At 70.9% G+C, this 19,881-nt stretch carries 12 protein-coding genes, 1 tRNA gene and 1 rRNA gene; 12 read left to right on the forward strand and 2 right to left on the reverse strand.

Annotated features, from left to right (window positions below):
- The 3 genes from rrf to ACIPRD_RS15160 all read left to right on the forward strand — a co-directional run.
- A 5S ribosomal RNA gene (gene rrf / locus ACIPRD_RS15150) occupies positions 1-88 on the forward strand; the annotation flags it as partial.
- Between the two features lie 114 nt (positions 89-202).
- Entirely contained in the window at positions 203-865 is a 663-nt protein-coding gene (locus ACIPRD_RS15155; protein ID WP_401564160.1) for a DegT/DnrJ/EryC1/StrS family aminotransferase, read from the forward strand.
- Positions 866-950: 85 nt separating this feature from the next.
- Positions 951-1,026 (forward strand) — tRNA-Thr (locus tag ACIPRD_RS15160).
- A gap of 162 nt (positions 1,027-1,188) precedes the next feature.
- On the opposite strand, the gene ACIPRD_RS15165 is transcribed toward ACIPRD_RS15160, so the two are convergent.
- Positions 1,189-3,939 carry a SpoIIE family protein phosphatase gene (locus ACIPRD_RS15165; RefSeq protein WP_356406992.1) on the reverse strand — a complete coding sequence of 917 codons (2,751 nt, stop codon included), beginning with the start codon at positions 3,937-3,939 and terminating at the stop codon, positions 1,189-1,191.
- Positions 3,940-4,364: 425 nt separating this feature from the next.
- Here ACIPRD_RS15165 and ACIPRD_RS15170 point away from each other — a divergent pair, with 425 nt between their 5' ends.
- The 9 genes from ACIPRD_RS15170 (at position 4,365) to ACIPRD_RS15210 (ending at position 18,812) form a co-directional block, all read left to right on the forward strand.
- Positions 4,365-9,824 carry a HAMP domain-containing protein gene (locus tag ACIPRD_RS15170; RefSeq protein WP_356406989.1) on the forward strand — a complete coding sequence of 1,820 codons (5,460 nt, stop codon included), beginning with the start codon at positions 4,365-4,367 and terminating at the stop codon, positions 9,822-9,824.
- A gap of 273 nt (positions 9,825-10,097) precedes the next feature.
- On the forward strand, positions 10,098-10,778 hold the full coding sequence (locus ACIPRD_RS15175) for a response regulator (protein WP_356406986.1): 681 nt from the start codon (positions 10,098-10,100) through the stop codon (positions 10,776-10,778).
- 125 nt (positions 10,779-10,903) lie between these two features.
- Positions 10,904-13,657: a DNA translocase FtsK gene (locus ACIPRD_RS15180; protein WP_401563212.1), complete on the forward strand. Its 2,754-nt coding sequence runs from the start codon at positions 10,904-10,906 to the stop codon at positions 13,655-13,657.
- Positions 13,658-13,942: 285 nt separating this feature from the next.
- The gene (locus ACIPRD_RS15185) at positions 13,943-14,788 is read left to right on the forward strand and encodes a RodZ domain-containing protein (protein WP_356406980.1); all 846 of its coding nucleotides are present in this window, start codon (positions 13,943-13,945) and stop codon (positions 14,786-14,788) included.
- Between the two features lie 102 nt (positions 14,789-14,890).
- Positions 14,891-16,363: a 30S ribosomal protein S12 methylthiotransferase RimO gene (gene rimO / locus ACIPRD_RS15190; RefSeq protein ID WP_401563214.1), complete on the forward strand. Its 1,473-nt coding sequence runs from the start codon at positions 14,891-14,893 to the stop codon at positions 16,361-16,363.
- Positions 16,360-17,127 (forward strand): CDP-diacylglycerol--glycerol-3-phosphate 3-phosphatidyltransferase, encoded by a 768-nt coding sequence (gene pgsA, locus ACIPRD_RS15195; protein WP_356406974.1) that lies wholly within the window; start codon positions 16,360-16,362, stop codon positions 17,125-17,127. Before rimO ends, pgsA begins: the two co-directional genes overlap by 4 nt.
- Positions 17,124-17,669: a CinA family protein gene (locus tag ACIPRD_RS15200; protein ID WP_356406972.1), complete on the forward strand. Its 546-nt coding sequence runs from the start codon at positions 17,124-17,126 to the stop codon at positions 17,667-17,669. The genes pgsA and ACIPRD_RS15200 overlap by 4 nt, the downstream gene beginning before the upstream one ends.
- 109 nt (positions 17,670-17,778) lie before the next feature.
- The gene (locus tag ACIPRD_RS15205; RefSeq protein WP_129306211.1) at positions 17,779-18,153 is read left to right on the forward strand and encodes a helix-turn-helix domain-containing protein; all 375 of its coding nucleotides are present in this window, start codon (positions 17,779-17,781) and stop codon (positions 18,151-18,153) included.
- A 380-nt stretch (positions 18,154-18,533) separates the two neighbouring features.
- Positions 18,534-18,812 (forward strand): hypothetical protein, encoded by a 279-nt coding sequence (locus ACIPRD_RS15210; RefSeq protein WP_356406969.1) that lies wholly within the window; start codon positions 18,534-18,536, stop codon positions 18,810-18,812.
- 131 nt (positions 18,813-18,943) lie between these two features.
- Here the strand turns inward: ACIPRD_RS15210 and ACIPRD_RS15215 are convergent, their stop codons facing one another.
- A complete protein-coding gene (locus ACIPRD_RS15215) occupies positions 18,944-19,789 on the reverse strand; it encodes an Fpg/Nei family DNA glycosylase (RefSeq protein WP_401563217.1) in 846 nt (281 codons plus the stop codon).
- Positions 19,790-19,881 lie beyond the last annotated feature (92 nt).

Raw genomic sequence — 19,881 nt, forward strand, 5'->3', positions numbered from 1 at the left:
CGGTTACATTCCGAACCCGGAAGCTAAGCCTCACAGCGCCGATGGTACTGCAGGGGGGACCCTGTGGGAGAGTAGGACGCCGCCGAACAAATTTTGAAAGGGTTGGATCCTGAACTTCGGTTCAGGGTTCAACCCTTTTTTGTTCTGCGTAACTTTACGTTCACTTTGCGCGCTCAATATCCGTCACATGGGTACTGCTGCAATGCTCAGGGCCGCCGGCGCGGGAGCCGGCGACGAGGTCGTCGTACCGGCATTCGGGAGCGTCGACGTCGCCGAGGCCGTCACCCTGGCGGGTGCGCGTCCGGTGTTCGCCGACATAGACCCGCTCACGTACTGCCTGGACCCGGCCTCGGTGGAGGCCGCGGTAACCTCCCGCACCGCGGCCGTCGTTGCCGTGCACCGCTTCGGAAGGCAGGCCGACACCGGGCGGTTGCGCGCGCTCGGACGCCGACACGGGTTGCTGGTGCTGGAACAGGGAGAGTCCGAGGTGCCGTACGACGAGATGGCACAGCGCAGGGAACGGGCCGCGTACCTCGACGCCAAGCTCAAGGGCGTGCGGACGCCCGAGGGCGGCGCCGGGCACACCTATCAGCAGTACGTGGTGCGGGTGCCGGGCAACGGCCGTCCGGACCGCGACGCGTTCGCCCAGGCGCTGCGGGCCCGGGGCGTCGACTGCCGGGTGCCGGTGAAGACGCCCGTGCACCGACTGCCGGAGTTCCGCCGCTGTGTGGAACTCCCGGAGACCGAACGGGCCGCCGGCGAGACACTGGCGCTGCCCGTCGACCCCTCCCTGACGAAACGGGAGATGCAGCGGATCGTCGCCGCCTGCAACGCTCTTGGCGGACTGCTTCAGCCCGCCTTCTGAACGCGCGCGAACGGATTTGGGAAGACGGGCCGGTTCGGGGTACGATCTTCTTGTTGGCAGCGAGGGAAACCTCAAAGACAACAAGGCCCCCATAGCTCAGTCGGCAGAGCGTCTCCATGGTAAGGAGAAGGTCAACGGTTCGATTCCGTTTGGGGGCTCCACGAAAAAGGCCTCGCCCATCGGGCGGGGCCTTTTCGTTTTCCCGGCACGGAATCCGGGACCGGCCGGCGCCGCCCCGTCCCCGCACACGGACGTGCCGGACGGGGACGGAACGGGAACGGGACGGCTCTCAGCGGTCCTCAGCGGCTCTCAGTGGCCCTCGGTCAGTCCTGCTGGAGACCGGGGACCCGCATCGCCAGGATCGCCATGTCGTCCGACGGGGCGTCCGACGCGAAGCGCTCCACCGCCCGCATGATGCGTGCGGCGACCGCGCCCGCCGTGAGGCCCGTGCACGTGGTGAGGACGTCGGCGAGGCCGTCGTCGCCCAACATGCGCGTGCCCTCGCGGCGTTCGGTGACGCCGTCCGTGACGCACAGCAGGACGTCACCGGGGTCGAGCGTGACCGTCTCCTCGTACAGCTCCAGGTCCTCGATGACGCCCAGCAGCGGCTGCGGCTCCGCGGCCGCCGCGACCGTGCCGTCCTGGCGCAGGCGCAGCGGGAGCGGGTGGCCGGCGCACACCACCTTCAGCTCGGCGCTGCCGTCCGCCTGAGGGCGCAACTCGCCGTAGAGCAGGGTCAGGAAGCGGCTGCGGTCGCCCTCGTCGAGGATCGCGGAGTTGAGCCGCTGGAGGACGGCCGGGCCCGGGAGCCCCTCGCGGGCCAGCAGGCGCAGCGCGTGCCGGGCCAGGCCCGTGACCGCCGCCGCGTTGGGGCCCGTACCGCAGACGTCGCCGATGGCGAAGCCGTAGGCGCCGTCTCCGATGGGGAAGAGGTCGTAGAAGTCACCGCCGACCTCGTTGCCCTCGCCGGCCGCGCGGTAGATGACCTCGACCTCGACGCCGTCGATGTGGGGCAGGCCGGGCGGCAGCAGGCTGCGCTGGAGCGCCTGGCTGATGGCCGTGCGCTCCGAGTACAGGCGTGCGTTGTCCAGGGCCAGGGCGGCCCTGCGGGACAGGTCCTCCGCCAGTTCCAGGATCTCCTGGCGGAAGTGCTCGTCGGTCGGCTTGCCGAGGACCAGCATGCCGATGACGCGGTTGCGGGCGACGAGCGGCAGGACGACCGTCTCGCCGCCGACCGCGGAGGCCGTGGCCAGCGTCGGCCCTATGGCGGCGGTGATCTGGTGGGTCGGGCCGCCGGCCAGGCCCAGGCTGCGCATCGAGCTGCGCAGCGCCGCCTGGTGGGCGACCTCGCCGGGAACGGTCCACACCCGGGCACCGGGCGTCGGCACCGGATCGGGCGGGGCGACCTTCGACAGCAACGACTTGATGCCGTCGATGAGTTCCTCGTCCTCGTGCAGCACGTACGACAGATACGGGTCGGAGGCCTGGTCGGCGATCGTGTACACCGCGCACCAGGTGGCGAGGGTCGGCACCGTCATCTGGGCCATCAGCGCGAGCGTCTGGTCGCGGTCCAGGGTGCCGGCCAGCAGGTCGGAGGCCTCGACCAGGAAGCTCAGGGAGCCGCGGCGCAGCCGCTCCAGCTCGCCCAGGCGGGCGGACTCGACGGCCAGCGCGATCCGGTCGGCGGCGAACTGCAGGCGCAGGGCCTCCTCGTTGGTGTATCTGCCGGGCGCCTCCGCCGCGACACCGAGGGAACCGGTGAGGCGGCCCTCGACCTTGAGGGGGACCGTGACCACCGAACGCATGCCGGTGCCGGACAGGAGGGGCACGGCGCCGGGGACGGCGTCGAGGTCGTCGTGCACGGCCGGCATGCGCGCGGAGCCGTAGCGGCCGGGGCCGGCCTCCACGGGGACCCGGGCGAAGCGCTGGCGTGCGGAGGGCAGTCCGGTGGAGGCGCGGACCTCCAGCTCCGTCTCGTCGTCGGTGGCGAGCAGCAGGAAGGCGGAGTCCCCGTCGAGCATGTCGCGGGAGCGCTCCACGGTGCGCTGCAGGAGACCGTCCAGGTCGTCCGGCGCCGGGGAGCCGATGAACACCTCGAAGGGGTCGGCGCTCTGCCCGTCGCCGTTGCCCTGGTCCGCGGAGGACACCCGCAAGGGGGTCTGCAGGACCGCCCGTTCGTGGTCGCGCACCAGCAGGCACACCGTGGACGGCTCGCCCCCGGTGTCGCGGACCCTCAGGTGGGAGGCGTAGACCGGCGCGACCCGGCCGTCCGAGCCGCGGATGCCGTAACTGCCCTCCCAGCGCGAGAGCTGGAGGGCCTCGGCGATCCCGGTGGCGGTGCCGGGCGTGTGCGGCCACGCCGCGAGATCGGTGAGGGGCTTGCCGAGGACCTCGTGGGCCGCGTAGCCGAAGAGGTCCTCGGCGTCCTCGTTCCAGGAGCCGATGGCGCCCTTGCGGTCGATCTGGAGGACGGCGACGCGCACCCGGCCGTCGGCCAGCGGCAGCAGGTCGGCGGGGAGCGAGGGTCCGGCGGCGCGGGTGCCGACGGGCCGCTCGGGCAGGTCGAGGTGGAACCAGACGCTCTTGTGCGTGGGGGTGTAGTCGACGCCCCAGCGGGTGGCCAGGGCCGCGCAGAGCTGGAGCCCGCGGCCGCCCTCGCGGTCCGGGCTGCTCATGACCGCGTGGGCGCTCTGGAGCGGCACCTCGCGCTCCGGGTAGCGGTCGGAGACCTCGATGCGCACGCCGTCCTCGGTGCGCAGGCACAGGACGTCGGCGTGCGTCCCCGCGTGGACGACGGCGTTGGTGACCAGTTCGCTGGTGAGCACCACGGCGTCGTCGACGATGTCGGCGAAGCCCCAGCCCTGGAGCGTGTCCCGGACGAAGGAGCGGGCGGTCGCGACGGAGCGTCCCACGGGCTCGAAGCTGGCGGCCGCGCGCGCGGTGATCACAGAACTCCTCGGCCTGTCGTCGTGCAGGGCTGCTCGGCCGTCCGGCTCGTGCCGCTGCTGCGGCATCGGTTCGTCCGTCGGCCGTGGCTCCGGGGATGCTCCCCCGGGGATCAGTCCGGTGGTCATGGTCTGCGGCCGCCCCTCCGATGCCCGCTCGTGCTCGTGCCACCGCCCAGGCCGGTCGGGACCGGTGCGGCTGGACAGCCGCATGCAAGGTTACTTACCTTCGCCGTCCGAGCGGATCCCGGTCGCAGGTGTTTACCCCCAGGGTGTGCGAACGGTGTGCGAAGCTGCCGAACTGTTATGGCCTGGTTCGGCCGGGGTGAAACACTGGGCAGGCTTGGGAGGAAGGTCGGGCCGGGTTGCGTGTGCGCCGTGTACGGCGGGCAGCAGCGCCTGGTGCGCCGGATCCCGTGAGGAAGCCGGAACCTGTCCGGCGGCAGTACCGAGCGGAACCGAGCACGCGGAAGCATCCGGATCGCCGGGAACCGGCACCGGGCCGAAGCGGGCGAGCACAGCAATAGGCGGTCTACCCCTCCGGGAGGGACACAGTGGAGTCTGGCGGAGCGACGCGGGGCACGAAGACGCGCGCGAAGGGCGGACCGTCCCTGGGCAGGAGCGGCGGTACCACCGCCGTGGACACGGCTGCCCTGAACCGCCTGCTGGCGGCCCTCATGGCGATGCGCGACGGCAATTTCCGCAAGCGGCTCACGGTGTCCGGCGACGGAGTGATGTCGGAGATCGCGGCGGTCTTCAACGAGGTGGCCGACCGCAATCTGCATCTGACGGGCGAGCTGTCCCGGGTGCGGCGCATGGTCGGACGTGAGGGAAAACTCACGGAGCGGCTGGAGACGGGAGCCTGCGAGGGGTCCTGGGCCGCGGCGATCGACAACTCCAACGCGCTCGTCGACGACCTCGTCTGGCCCGTCTCGGAGGTCAGCCGGGTCCTGACGGGTGTCGCCGAGGGCGACCTGTCGCCGCGGATGGACCTGCGCACCCAGGCGCCGGACGGCACCGGGCATCCGCTGCGGGGCGAGTTCCTGAAGGTCGGCCGGACCGTCAACAACCTGGTCGACCAGCTCTCCACGTTCACCGACGAGGTCACCCGGGTGGCCATCGAGGTGGGCACGGAGGGCAAGCTCGGCGGCCAGGCCCAGGTGCGGGGCATGTCGGGTTCGTGGAAGGACCTCACCGAGTCCGTCAACACGATGGCGAACCGGCTGACCGCGCAGGTGCGTGACATCGCCCTGGTGACGACGGCGGTCGCCGGCGGCGATCTGTCGCGGAAGGTCACCGTCCAGGTGGCCGGCGAGATGCTGGAGCTGAAGAACACCGTCAACACGATGGTGGAGCAGCTGTCCTCCTTCTCCTCCGAGGTGACCCGCGTCGCCCGCGAGGTGGGCACCGAGGGCATCCTGGGCGGCCAGGCGCAGGTGCCCGGGGTGGCCGGTGTGTGGAAGGAGCTGACCGACTCCGTCAACACGATGGCCGGCAACCTGACCGCGCAGGTGCGGGGGATCTCCCAGGTGACGACCGCCGTCGCCAACGGTGACCTCTCCCAGAAGGTGACGGTCCCGGCGCGTGGCGAGGTCGCGCAGCTCGCCGAGACGATCAACCAGATGACCGAGACGCTGCGCATCTTCGCGGACGAGGTCACGCGCGTCGCCAACGAGGTCGGCGGCGAGGGCCGGCTCGGCGGGCAGGCCAATGTGCCGGGCGCGGCCGGTACCTGGAAGGACCTCACGGACTCGGTCAACACGGTGTTCCGGAACCTGACGACCCAGGTGCGCGACATCGCCGCGGTGACGACCGCCGTGGCCAGCGGTGACCTCTCGCAGAAGGTCACGGTCGACGTGGCCGGCGAGATGCTGGAACTGAAGAACACCGTCAACGGCATGGTCGACCAGCTGTCGGCGTTCGGCGCCGAGGTGACCCGTGTCGCGCGGGAGATCGGTGTCGAGGGTGAACTGGGCGGCCAGGCGCAGGTGTCGGGCGCGGCCGGTACCTGGAAGGACCTGACGGACTCGGTCAACACCGCGTTCCGCAACCTGACCGGTCAGGTGCGCAACATCGCCCAGGTGACCACGGCGGTCGCCAACGGCGACCTGTCGCAGAAGGTCACGGTCGACGTGTCCGGCGAGATGCTCCAGCTGAAGAACACCGTGAACACGATGGTGGACCAGCTGTCGAGCTTCGCCGACCAGGTCACGCGGATGGCCCGGGACGTGGGCACGGAGGGCCGCCTGGGCGGCCAGGCCCGGGTGGACGGCGTGTCCGGCACCTGGAAGGAACTGACGGACTCCGTCAACCTGATGGCCAACAACCTGACCATGCAGGTGCGCAACATCTCCCAGGTGACGACGGCCGTGGCCCGCGGTGACCTGTCGCAGAAGATCGACGTGGACGCGCGCGGCGAGATCCTGGAGCTGAAGAACACCATCAACACGATGGTGGACCAGCTCTCCGCGTTCGCCGACCAGGTGACCCGGGTGGCCCGTGACGTGGGTACCGAGGGACGGCTCGGCGGTCAGGCGCAGGTGCCGGGTGTGGCCGGTGTGTGGCGGGACCTCACCGAGTCCGTGAACGGCATGGCGGGCAACCTGACCGGCCAGGTGCGCAACATCGCCCAGGTGGCCACCGCGGTGGCCCGCGGCGACCTGTCCCAGAAGATCACCGTGGACGCGCGCGGCGAGATCCTGGAGCTGAAGAACACGCTGAACACGATGGTGGACCAGCTGTCGTCGTTCGCCGAGGAGGTCACGCGCGTCGCCCGCGAGGTGGGCACGGAGGGCATGCTCGGGGGCCAGGCGGAGGTGCAGGGTGTCTCGGGCACCTGGAAGGACCTCACGCAGTCCGTGAACTTCATGGCGAACAACCTGACGATCCAGGTGCGCAACATCGCCGAGGTCACCACGGCGGTCGCCAAGGGCGACCTGTCGAAGAAGATCACGGTCGACGCCAAGGGCGAGATCCTCGAACTCGTCACGACGGTCAACACGATGGTCGACCAGCTGTCCAGCTTCGCCGAGCAGGTGACCCGGGTGGCCCGTGAGGTGGGCACCGAGGGCATCCTCGGCGGCCAGGCGCGCGTTCCGGGTGTCACGGGCATCTGGAAGGACCTGAGCAACAACGTGAACCTGATGGCCAACAACCTGACCATGCAGGTGCGCAACATCTCCCAGGTCGCGGCGGCGGTCGCCAACGGTGACCTGACCCGCCAGGTCACCATCGAGGCGAGCGGTGAGGTGGCGCAGCTCGCGGACACCATCAACACCATGGTGAAGACGCTGAGTTCGTTCGCCGACCAGGTCACCAAGGTGGCCCGTGAGGTGGGCACGGACGGCATCCTCGGCGGTCAGGCGCACGTGCCCGGTGTGGCCGGCACGTGGAAGGACCTCACCGAGTCCGTGAACCAGATGGCGTCCAACCTGACCGGTCAGGTGCGCAACATCGCGATGGTCACCACGGCGATCGCCAAGGGCGACCTGACCAAGAAGATCGACATCGACGCCCGGGGCGAGATCCTGGAGCTGAAGACGACGATCAACACGATGGTCGACCAGCTGTCCAGCTTCGCCGAGGAGGTCACCCGGGTGGCCCGCGAGGTGGGCACCGAGGGCGCGCTGGGCGGCCAGGCGCGCGTGCGGGACGTCGACGGCACCTGGCGGGACCTCACCGAGTCGGTGAACGAGATGGCCGGGAACCTGACCCGGCAGGTGCGCGCCATCGCGCGCGTGGCGACCGCGGTGACACGTGGCGACCTGAACCTGAAGATCGACGTGGACGCGTCCGGTGAGATCCAGGAGCTCCAGGACTACATCAACAAGATGATCGCCAACCTGCGCGACACCACGATCGCCAACAAGGAGCAGGACTGGCTGAAGGGCAACCTGGCCCGTATCTCCGCCCTGATGCAGGGCCGCCGGGACCTGGAGGACGTGGCTTCGCTGATCATGAGCGAGCTGACCCCGGTGGTCTCCGCGCAGCACGGCGCGTTCTTCCTGACCATGCCGCTGATGGAGGGCCAGGACCTGGGGACCGACGACGAGGACCGCTACGAGCTGCGGATGCTCGGCTCGTACGGCTACTCGATGGGCTCCATGCCGACGTCGTTCATGCCGGGGGAGGGGCTGATCGGCACGGCCGCCCAGGAGAAGCGCACCATCCTGGTCGCGGACGCGCCCAGCGGCTATCTGAAGATCTCCTCCGGGCTCGGCGAGGCCCCGCCCGCGCAGGTGATCGTGCTTCCGGTGCTCTTCGAGGGCAAGGTGCTCGGCGTGATCGAGCTGGCGTCCTTCACGCCGTTCACGCAGATCCAGAAGGACTTCCTGAACCAGATCGCCGAGATGATCGCGACCAGCGTCAACACCATCTCGGTCAACACCAAGACCGAGCAGCTGCTGAAGCAGTCGCAGGAGCTGACCGAGCAGCTGCGGGAGCGCTCGGCGGAGCTGGAGATCCGGCAGAAGGCGCTGCAGGCCTCCAACGCCGAACTGGAGGAGAAGGCCGAGCTGCTGGCACGGCAGAACCGGGACATCGAGGTGAAGAACACCGAGATCGAGGAGGCCCGGCAGGTCCTGGAGGAGCGTGCCGAGCAGCTCGCGGTCTCGATGCGCTACAAGAGCGAGTTCCTCGCCAACATGTCGCACGAGCTGCGCACCCCGCTCAACTCGCTGCTGATCCTCGCCAAGCTGCTCGCGGACAACGCGGAGGGCAATCTCTCGCCCAAGCAGGTCGAGTTCTCCGAGACGATCCACGGCGCCGGCTCGGACCTGCTCCAGCTGATCAACGACATCCTCGACCTGTCGAAGGTCGAGGCGGGCAAGATGGACGTCTCCCCGACGCGTATCGCGCTCGTGCAGCTCGTGGACTACGTGGAGGCGACCTTCCGCCCGCTGACCGCGGAGAAGGGCCTGGACCTGTCCGTACGGGTCTCCCCGGAGCTGCCGGCGACCCTGCACACCGACGAGCAGCGGCTGTTGCAGGTGCTGCGCAACCTGCTGTCCAACGCGGTGAAGTTCACCGACTCCGGGTCGGTGGAGCTGGTGATCAGGCCCGCCGGTCCGGGTGTGCCGCAGTCGATCCGCGAACAGCTGCTGGAGGCCGGTTCGCTGACCGATCCGGACGCCGAGCTGATCGCGTTCTCGGTGACCGACACCGGTATCGGGATCGCGGCCAGCAAGATGCGGGTCATCTTCGAGGCGTTCAAGCAGGCGGACGGCACCACCAGCCGCAAGTACGGCGGCACCGGGCTCGGCCTGTCGATCTCGCGGGAGATCGCGCAGCTGCTCGGCGGTGAGATCCACGCGCAGAGCGAACCGGGCCGCGGCTCGACGTTCACGCTGTACCTCCCGCTGCACCCGAGCGAGCTGCCGCCGCAGGGCTACCAGCAGTCCGTGGCCCCGCTGGAGGCCGGTGAGCTGGTCGCGTCCGAGGCCCGGCTGTCCCTGGAGCTGTCCGGCGCGCAGATCGAGACGCCGGCGGAGGTGAAGTCGTACCGCGAGACGCAGAGCGGGCCCGCCGCGCTGTTCCGGCGGCGCCGCAGGAGCCTGCCCTCGTCCGAGCCGCGGCTCGGGCAGTGGGCGGCGACGGAGTATCAGGAGAGCGTCCCGCAGCCGGCCCGCGCGGTGCGCTTCGCCGGCGAGAAGGTGCTGATCGTCGACGACGACATCCGCAACGTCTTCGCGCTCACCAGCGTCCTGGAGCAGCACGGGCTCTCGGTGCTGTACGCCGAGAACGGCCGCGAGGGCATCGAGGTGCTGGAGCAGCACGACGACGTGGCGGTCGTCCTGATGGACATCATGATGCCGGAGATGGACGGGTACGCGACGACCACGGCGATCCGCAGGATGCCGCAGTTCGCCGGGCTGCCGATCATCGCCCTGACCGCGAAGGCGATGAAGGGCGACCGGGAGAAGGCGATCGAGTCGGGCGCCTCCGACTACGTCACCAAGCCCGTCGACCCCGACCACCTGCTGGCGGTCATGCGGCAGTGGATGGGGGAGGCGTGACGGAACGGCCCTTCCGTTCGTGAACGTTGCGGAAACGTCGGGTGTGCATGCGGAGCTGTCCGCGCACGGGCCGGAAGAACGTGATGGAATCCAGGATTCCGGGAACGTTCGGGGCGCACCCCGCGTTTCCGCTACGTGCACAGTGACATCACGGTGACAGGGTGTGGCGACGGGCGGGGTGCGGCTACGATGACCGGCACAAGGACGGGCGGCGAAAGGGAGTCGTCCCCTGGGGCGGCGCCCGGTGTACCGCCGGGGCGAGGAGGGCGGGCCATGGTGCAGAAGGCCAAGATCCTCCTGGTCGATGACCGGCCGGAGAATCTGCTGGCGCTGGAGGCCATCCTCTCTGCGCTCGATCAGACGCTGGTGCGGGCATCGTCCGGGGAGGAAGCGCTCAAAGCACTGCTCACGGACGATTTCGCGGTCATTCTGCTGGACGTCCAGATGCCGGGCATGGACGGTTTCGAGACCGCCGCCCACATCAAGCGGCGCGAGCGTACGCGGGACATTCCGATCATCTTTCTCACCGCGATCAACCACGGTCCCCACCACACCTTCCGGGGCTACGCGGCGGGCGCGGTCGACTACATCTCCAAGCCGTTCGACCCGTGGGTGCTGCGCGCCAAGGTCTCGGTGTTCGTCGAGCTCTACATGAAGAACTGTCAGCTGCGGGAGCAGGCCTCCCTGCTGCGGCTCCAGTTGGAGGGCGGCGGCAGGAGCGCGGTCGGCGGCAAGGAGTCGGCGGGTCTGCTCGCCGAGCTCTCCGCGCGGCTCGCGGCCGTGGAGGAGCAGGCCGAGGCGCTGTCCAAGCAGCTGGACGACGAGTCCGCGGACGCGGCCGCCGTAGCCACCGCGGCCCATCTGGAGCGCAAGCTCACCGGGTTGCGCCGCGCGCTGGACGCCCTGGAGCCGGGAACCGGCGGCCCGGGCGTGGTGCCGGCGCCGCAGAACTGACGGAGCGGGGGCCGGCGGGCGCCGCGTGAAGGTGCGTCAGTTCCCGGCCCCGGCAAGGGCGACACGAACGGGTGAAGCGCTGGGCACACGTGTCCGCTGTCGTCTCCCCCGGTAACCTCACACCCATGGCCTCACGTCCCTCCGCAGCCAAGAAGCAGCCCGCCAAGAAGGCGGCCGCTCCCGCGAAGGCTCCGGCGCGGAAGGCGGCGGCGAAGAACGCGCCGGTGAAGCGGGCCCCGGCCAGGAACGCGCCCGCCCGCCGGGCTCCGGCGAAGAAGGCCGCGCCCCCGAGGCCGGCCCCGAGCCCCACCGGGGGCGTGTACCGACTGGTGCGCACCCTCTGGCTGGGGGTCGCGCACGCGGTCGGCGCCGTCTTCCGGGGCATAGGGCAGGGCGCGAAGAACCTCGACCCGGCCCACCGCAAGGACGGCGTCGCGCTGCTGCTCCTCGGCATCGCGCTGATCGTCGCCGCCGGTACCTGGGCCGACCTGCGCGGCCCCGTGGGCGACCTGGTGGAGATCCTCGTCACCGGCGCCTTCGGCCGGCTCGACCTGCTGGTGCCGATACTGCTCGCGGTGATCGCCGTACGGTTCATCCGGCACCCGGAGAAGCCGGAGGCCAACGGGCGGATCGTGATCGGCCTGTCCGCGCTGGTCATCGGCGTGCTCGGACAGATCCACATCGCCTGCGGCTCGCCCGCCCGCAGCGACGGGATGCGGGCCATAAGGAACGCCGGCGGTCTCATCGGCTGGGCGGCGGCGACCCCCCTGACGTTCACGGTGACCGAGGTCCTCGCCGTACCGCTGCTGGTCCTGCTGACCGTCTTCGGCCTGCTCGTGGTGACCGCCACCCCGGTCAACGCCATCCCGCAGCGCCTGCGCCTGCTCGGCACGCGCCTGGGCGTGCTGCACGACTACGCCCCGGAGGGCCTCCCCGAGGACGACGAGGGCTACGACGAGCAGTGGCGCGAGGCATCGCCCGGGCGCCCGCGCGCACGCCGGAGCGCCCCGGACGCCCTCGACCCGCACGGCGCCGAGGAGGCCGCGCTCTCCCAGCGCCGCGGCCGCCCCCGGCGCGCCGCGCTGTCCCCGTCCGACCCGAACCGGCCGATGGACGCCGTGGACGTCGCCGCCGCTGCCGCCGCCGCGCTCGACGGTGCCGTCCTGCACGGGATGCCGCCGTCCCCGCTCGTCGCCGACCTCACCCAGGGCGTGGGCACGGGCGACCTGGAGGACACCACGCCCGTACCGGCCCCGCAGGCGGCCGCCGCCCCGGCGCCGGTCCCGGCGGGCCGCCCCCGGCAGGAGAAGCTCGGGACGGGGAGCGTCCCCGACCTCACCAAGGCGCCCCCGCAGGCCCCCCGCGACCTCCCCCCGCGCGCGGAGCAGCTCCAGCTCTCCGGCGACATCACCTACGCGCTGCCGTCCCTGAACCTGCTCACGCGCGGCGGACCGGGCAAGGCCCGCAGCGAGGCGAACGACGCGATCGTCGCCTCGCTGCGCAACGTCTTCTCCGAGTTCAAGGTCGACGCCGACGTCACCGGCTTCACCCGCGGACCCACGGTCACCCGCTACGAGGTCCAGCTCGGCCCCGCCGTGAAGGTCGAGCGGATCACCGCGCTCGCCAAGAACATCGCGTACGCCGTCGCCAGCCCGGACGTGCGGATCATCAGCCCGATCCCCGGGAAGTCCGCGGTCGGCATCGAGATCCCCAACACCGACCGGGAGATGGTCAACCTCGGCGACGTCCTGCGCCTCGCGGAGTCCGCCGAGGACGACGACCCGATGCTGGTCGCCTTCGGCAAGGACGTCGAGGGCGGGTACGTGATGCACTCGCTGGCCAAGATGCCGCACATGCTGGTCGCCGGCGCCACCGGCTCCGGCAAGTCGTCCTGCATCAACTGCCTGATCACCTCGATCATGATGCGGGCCACCCCGGAGGACGTCCGGATGATCCTCGTCGACCCCAAGCGGGTCGAGCTGACCGCCTACGAGGGCATCCCGCACCTGATCACGCCGATCATCACCAACCCGAAGCGGGCCGCCGAGGCCCTGCAGTGGGTCGTCCGCGAGATGGACCTGCGCTACGACGACCTGGCCGCGTTCGGGTTCCGGCACATCGACGACTTCAACCAGGCCATCCGCGACGGCAAGGTGAAGCTGCCCGAGGGCAGCGAGCGCGAGCTCAAGCCGTACCCGTACCTGCTGGTGATCGTCGACGAGCTGGCCGACCTCATGATGGTCGCGCCCCGGGACGTCGAGGACGCGATCGTGCGCATCACCCAGCTGGCGCGCGCCGCCGGCATCCACCTGGTGCTCGCCACCCAGCGGCCCTCGGTGGACGTCGTCACCGGCCTGATCAAGGCCAACGTGCCCTCCCGGCTCGCCTTCGCGACGTCGTCGCTCGCCGACTCCCGGGTCATCCTCGACCAGCCCGGCGCCGAGAAGCTCATCGGCAAGGGCGACGGGCTGTTCCTGCCGATGGGCGCGAACAAGCCCACCCGCATACAGGGCGCGTTCGTCACCGAGGCCGAGGTCGCGGCCGTGGTCCAGCACTGCAAGGACCAGATGGCGCCCGTCTTCCGGGACGACGTCACCGTGGGCAGCAAGCAGAAGAAGGAGATCGACGAGGACATCGGCGACGACCTCGACCTGCTCTGCCAGGCCGCGGAGCTGGTGGTCTCCACCCAGTTCGGGTCGACGTCGATGCTCCAGCGCAAGCTGCGCGTGGGCTTCGCCAAGGCCGGCCGGCTCATGGACCTCATGGAGTCCCGGGGCATCGTCGGCCCCAGCGAGGGGTCCAAGGCACGTGACGTTCTTGTGAAGCCTGACGAGCTGGACGGCGTGCTCGCGGTCATTCGCGGGGAGTCTGAGGGGTAGGGCGGCGCGCGCGGCCCGGCGTGTCGCGGATACGCCGGGCGGGTCGCACCGCCGTGACCGACCTGTTAGAAGTCCGCGAGCAACCGTTTCCCTTTGTCATACGTCAAGTTGAGCGACACGACAGGTGCGCTGCCCGTTCCGGGACACGTACCCGTGCCACGCCGTCGGACTGAACCGGCCATACCGATGGCGTATCGATCCCACCGCCCGGTTGCCCCACCCTTTCGTACCCCGCCTAGACTGAACCTCCAGCACAGGTGGCTCACACGCTCGAAAGGCGCCCCCGTGTCCATCGGCAACTCCCCTGAGGACGAGCGTCCGTTGAACGACGTGTCCGAAGAAGCCCGTCCCTCCGTCGGACGAGCCCTTCAGCAGGCGCGCATCGCCGCCGGCCTGACCGTCGACGAGGTCAGCACCGCCACTCGTGTCCGCATCGCCATCGTGCACGCCATCGAGGCGGACGACTTCACCCCCTGCGGCGGCGACGTGTACGCCCGCGGCCACCTTCGCACCCTTGCCAGGGCCGTGCACCTGGACCCCGCACCGCTGCTCGCGCAGTTCGACGCCGAGCACGGCGGGCGGCCCGCCCCGACCCCGGCGGCGCCCCTGTTCGAGGCCGAGCGGATCCGCCCCGAGCGGCGCGGACCCAACTGGACGGCCGCCATGGTCGCCGCGATCGTCGCCGTGGTCGGCTTCGTCGGGTTCACCGCGTTCAAGGGCGCCGGCAGCGGCAACGACGACAAGTCGCAGGTCGCCGACGGTGCCGCCACGCCCACCGCGAGCAGGTCCCCCTCGCCCGCGCCGCAGAAGGAGAAGCCGGCGCAGCCGAAGTCCGACCCCTCCGACAGCGCCATCGCGGCCGCCCCGCAGGACAAGGTGACCGTGCAGGTCAGCGCCCCCGACGGGCGCAGCTGGATCTCCGCCAAGGACCACAACGGGCGCATGCTCTTCGACGGTCTGCTGAAGAAGGGCGAGTCCAAGACCTTCCAGGACTCCTCCAAGATCAACCTGATCCTCGGCGACGCCGGAGCGATCCAGCTGTACGTCAACGGCAAGAAGATCGAGGACGACTTCCGGCCGGGCGCCGTGGAACGCCTCACCTACACCAAGGGCGACCCCGAGGTCGGCTAGCAGGGCCTCCGGGGAGTTCGCGGAGCCGGTGTGAAGGGGTTGGCCAAGATCGGCCAACCCCTTCGACATGGGGCGGTGGCAAGACAAAGTAGTCTTGAGCCCATGCCTGAACGCCGTACCGTCGCACTCGTCACCCTTGGCTGCGCCCGTAACGAGGTGGACTCGGAGGAGCTCGCAGGCCGTTTGGAGGCGGACGGCTGGCAGCTCGTCGAGGACGCCGCGGACGCGGACGTCGCCGTCGTCAACACCTGTGGCTTCGTCGAGGCCGCCAAGAAGGACTCCGTCGACGCCCTCCTGGAGGCGAACGACCTCAAGGACCACGGCAGAACCCAGGCCGTCGTGGCCGTGGGCTGCATGGCCGAGCGGTACGGCAAGGAGCTGGCCGAGGCCCTTCCCGAGGCCGACGGCGTGCTCGGCTTCGACGACTACGCCGACATCTCCGACCGCCTCCAGACCATCCTGTCCGGCGGCATCCACGCCTCCCACACCCCGCGCGACCGCCGCAAGCTGCTGCCGGTCAGCCCGGCCGAGCGCCAGGAGTCCGCCGCCGCCGTCGCGCTGCCCGGACACGGCCCGACCGACCTCCCCGAGGGCGTCGCGCCCGCCTCCGGCCCGCGCGCCCCCCTGCGCCGCCGGCTGGACGGGGCCCCGGTCGCCTCGGTCAAGCTCGCCTCCGGCTGCGACCGGCGCTGCTCCTTCTGCGCCATCCCGTCCTTCCGCGGCTCCTTCATCTCCCGCCGCCCCAGCGACGTGCTCAACGAGTCCCGCTGGCTGGCCGAGCAGGGCGTGAAGGAGATCATGCTGGTCTCCGAGAACAACACCTCCTACGGCAAGGACCTCGGCGACATCCGCCTGCTGGAGTCGCTGCTGCCCGAGCTGGCCGGCATCGACGGCCTGGAGCGGGTCCGCGTCAGCTACCTCCAGCCGGCCGAGATGCGCCCCGGCCTGATCGACGTGCTGACCTCCACGCCGAACGTCGTCCCGTACTTCGACCTGTCCTTCCAGCACTCCGCGCCGAACGTGCTGCGCTCCATGCGCCGCTTCGGTGACACGGACCGCTTCCTGGAGCTGCTCGACACGATCCGCTCCAAGGCCCCGGAGGCCGGTGTCCGCTCGAACTTCATCGTCGGCTTCCCCGGCGAGACCGAGTCCGACCTGGCCGAGCTGGAGCGCTTCCTGACCGGCGCCCGCCTGGACGCCATCGGCGTCTTCGGCTACTCCGACGAGGAGGGCACGGAGGCGGCGACGTACGAGCACAAGCTCGACCAGGACGTCGTCGACCAGCGCCTGGCGCACATCTCCCGGCTCGCCGAGGAACTCGTCTCGCAGCGTGCCGAGGAGCGCGTCGGTGAGACCGTCCGCGTCCTGGTGGAGTCCGTGGACTCCGAGGAGGGCGTGTACGGCCGTGCCGCGCACCAGGCGCCGGAGACGGACGGGCAGGTGCTGCTCACGAGCGGCGAGGGCCTGAGCGTCGGACGTATCGTCGAGGCGAAGGTGGTCGGCACGGAGGGTGTCGACCTGGTGGCCGAGCCGCTGGCGGGTGCGCCCGCGAGCAGCGAGGAGGCGGGCAGATGACGGGAGTCCCGGCATCCGCCGCGGGCGGCTCCTCCGGCGCGCGGAGCGCGCCCGGGAAGGCCGCCGCCGACGGCGTCGAACCCGAGGCTTCCGGCTCCGCCCCCGCTCCCGGCACCGACGCGTCCGGCCAGGTGAAGCCGGCCCGCGGGGCGAAGATCGCGGCCGCGGCCGTCAACCAGGCCAGTGTCTGGAACGTGGCCAATCTGCTGACTATGCTCCGGCTGGTCCTCGTGCCCGCCTTCGTCGTGCTGATGCTGGAGAACGGCGGCTACGACCCGGCCTGGCGCTCGCTCGCCTGGGCCGCCTTCGCCATCGCCATGATCACCGACCTGTTCGACGGGCATCTGGCGCGCACCTACAACCTGGTCACCGACTTCGGGAAGATCGCCGACCCCATCGCCGACAAGGCGATCATGGGGGCGGCGCTCGTCTGTCTGTCCAGCCTCGGCGACCTGCCGTGGTGGGTGACGGCCGTGATCCTCGGCCGGGAACTCGGCATCACGCTGATGCGCTTCCTGGTCATCCGCTACGGCGTGATCCCCGCGAGCCGCGGCGGCAAGATGAAGACGCTCACCCAGGGCATCGCCGTCGGCATGTACGTGCTCGCGCTGACGGGCTGGCTGGCCACCCTGCGGTTCTGGGTGATGGCCCTCGCGGTGGTCCTGACCGTCGGCACCGGCCTCGACTACGTGAGGCAGGCGGTGGTCCTGCGCCGGCAGGGAATCGCGGAGCGCGCGGCGGCGTTGGAGGAGAAGCAGCGTTGAGTTCCACGGCCACCGAACTGGTGCGGCTACTGACAGTGAACGGCGAGACCCTCGCCGTCGCGGAGTCGCTCACCGGCGGACTGGTGGCCGCGGAGATCACCGCGGTCCCCGGAGCCTCCAAGGTCTTCCGGGGCTCGGTCACCGCCTACGCCACCGAGCTGAAGCAGCGGCTGCTGGGGGTCGACGCCCTCCTGCTGGCCGAGCGCGGCGCGGTCGATCCGCAGGTCGCGGCACAGATGGCTGCCGGAGTGCGCGAGGCGCTCGGGGCCGACTGGGGCATCGCGACGACCGGTGTCGCCGGGCCCGAACCGCAGGACGGACAGCCCGTCGGAACGGTCTTCGTGGCCGTCGACGGCCCCCTCCGGGACGGCTCCGTTTGCGCCGGTGGCGGAAAAGTGGAGGCTCTGCGGTTGAACGGCGGCCGTACGGAAATCCGTATGGAGAGTGTACGGAGCGTACTCGCACTGCTCCTGAGCGAGCTTGCGGGCGAACAGACCGGGAATGAGCGGGCACAGGATACGGAACGGAACGGGGGGTTTTGATGTTTGCAGCCCTGAGTGAACACGACATCGCTCCCCGCACGGCCGCAGCGCGAGGCGGTACGGTGGGGCGAGAAGGATGCGGCTACGCGGTCCGAGGAGGGAGCCACCGATGATTCTGCTCCGTCGCCTGCTGGGTGACGTGCTGCGTCGGCAGCGCCAGCGCCAGGGCCGTACTCTGCGCGAAGTCTCCTCGTCCGCCCGAGTCTCACTCGGCTATCTCTCCGAGGTGGAGCGGGGGCAGAAGGAGGCATCCTCCGAGCTGCTCTCCGCCATCTGCGACGCGCTGGACGTACGGATGTCGGAACTCATGCGAGAGGTGAGCGACGAGCTCGCGCTCGCCGAGCTGGCCCAGTCCGCAGCCGCCACCGATCCCGTCCCCGCGCCGGTCCGTCCGATGCTGGGTTCTGTGTCGGTGACCGGTGTGCCACCGGAACGGGTGACCATCAAGGCCCCCGCCGAGGCGGTGGACGTGGTCGCCGCGTGACACACGCGTACGCGGCCTAGCGGCACGACAGATGTGAAGCCCCGGCCGGGCTTCCCTGGGATCACCTGGGGAAGCCCGGCCGGGGCTTTCCCGTGTCCGCGAGCGGGACGGTCCGCACCGGGGTGTTCCCGGCGGGTGCGGCGGGTGCGCGGTGGGTAGATGTGGGCCGGTGCCGCTTTGCTCCGTTTGCCGGTATGCGGCGGGGCGGTCATCGTGGGAGGACGTGCCTGCCGACGAGCCGGCCGGAGGGAGCGGATGTGTGTGAAGCGTCCGGTGTCCGACGGCCGTCCGGAGCCGGCCGTGTCCGCGTTGCATCAGTGAGCCTGCGCCTTTCTCGCGGGCCAGACGGCGGTCTGACGTCCGGCTGGAGGTGGGCGGCCATGGTGGTGGGAAGGCTGGTGCGGTGGGGGGCCGTTCTGGGCTGCGGAGCGGCCTGGTGGTGGGCCGTGCTGCGCATCACTCTCGGAGAGGGTGCGGGCGCGCTCGAAGGAGCCATCGCCGTCGGCGGATGGGGGCTGAGCGTGCTCCCGGTGCACTGCGTGCACAAGGAACGGGCGGCGGGCGCGGTGGCGGCCGGACGCTGGGCGGGCGCCTGGCGGGTGAACGCGGCCGGAAAATCCGCAGGCCCCCGATCGGGCGAAGAACCGGACCCCGCGTAGATCCCCTGCGGGGGGCTGGGGTCTGGGGGGCTGGCCGGCTGGGGGCTGGGAGGGGCTGAGGGCTGAGGGGCTGAAGGCGTTCGGGGCGCCTGGGGGTGATGCGCTCGGGGGTGGTGTCGGGGTGAGGTCGGTCACCGGGGTGGGCGTGGATAGCGTTCCCGCCATTTCTGGGCGGTCCCCGGGCCTGGGGCCGGGCCGGCCTGGCAGGCGGGGCACCAGTAGGTGGGGCGTTCCTGCGAACCGTCGCCCTGGTCGGCCACGCGGACCGGAGTGCCGCAGCGCAGACAGGGGCGGTGGGCGCGGCCGTACACGTACAGATCCTGCCGGGGCCGGTCCGTGGTCCGGCGGACCGGGCGCTCGCGGTTGATCTCCAGAAGCCTCTTGGCGGTCGCCGTCAGCTGTTCGGCGCACTCCGCGGGGAGGGCGCCGACCGGCAGCCACGGGGTCACGCCGAGCAGGAAGCACAGCTCGCTCTTGTAGACGTTGCCGATCCCGGCGAGATTGCGCTGGTCGAGCAGGGCCTCGCCGAGCGGGCGGCCGGGGTCCGCGAGGAGGTTGGCGAGCGCGAGCCGGGGATCCCAGTCCGGGCCGAGCAGATCGGGGCCGAGATGGCCGACGACGCGTTCCTCCTCCGAGGTGCGCAGGAACTCCAGCACCGGGAGGCGGTACCCGACGGCCATGGCGTCCGCGGCGCCGAGAATCACACGGATCTGGTGTCCGGGCCCGCCCCGCCAGCGCTCACCCGTGCCGTACACCTTCCAGGCGCCCTCCATCCGCAGATGCGTGTGGAGGGTCAGCCCGCCCTCGAACCGCGTGAGCAGATGCTTGCCGCGCGGGGCGGTGTTCAGGACCGTACGGCCGGTGAGGTCGACGGTCGCGTACTGCGGCACCCGGAAGTCGCTGCGGGTCAGCGCCTTGCCCGCGAGGGCGACGTGCAGCCGCTTCGCGGCCTGCCAGACCGTGTCACCTTCGGGCATGGCTCCAGGGTGCCACGGCCACCGGGGCTGCGGCCGGGTCCGGCGAGCGGTGCCGGGCCGGGCCACCGGGGCTGCGGCCGCGCAGAGGAGCC

The organism is Streptomyces sp. NPDC090108, from assembly GCF_044747185.1.
Taxonomy (GTDB): Bacteria; Actinomycetota; Actinomycetes; order Streptomycetales; family Streptomycetaceae; genus Streptomyces.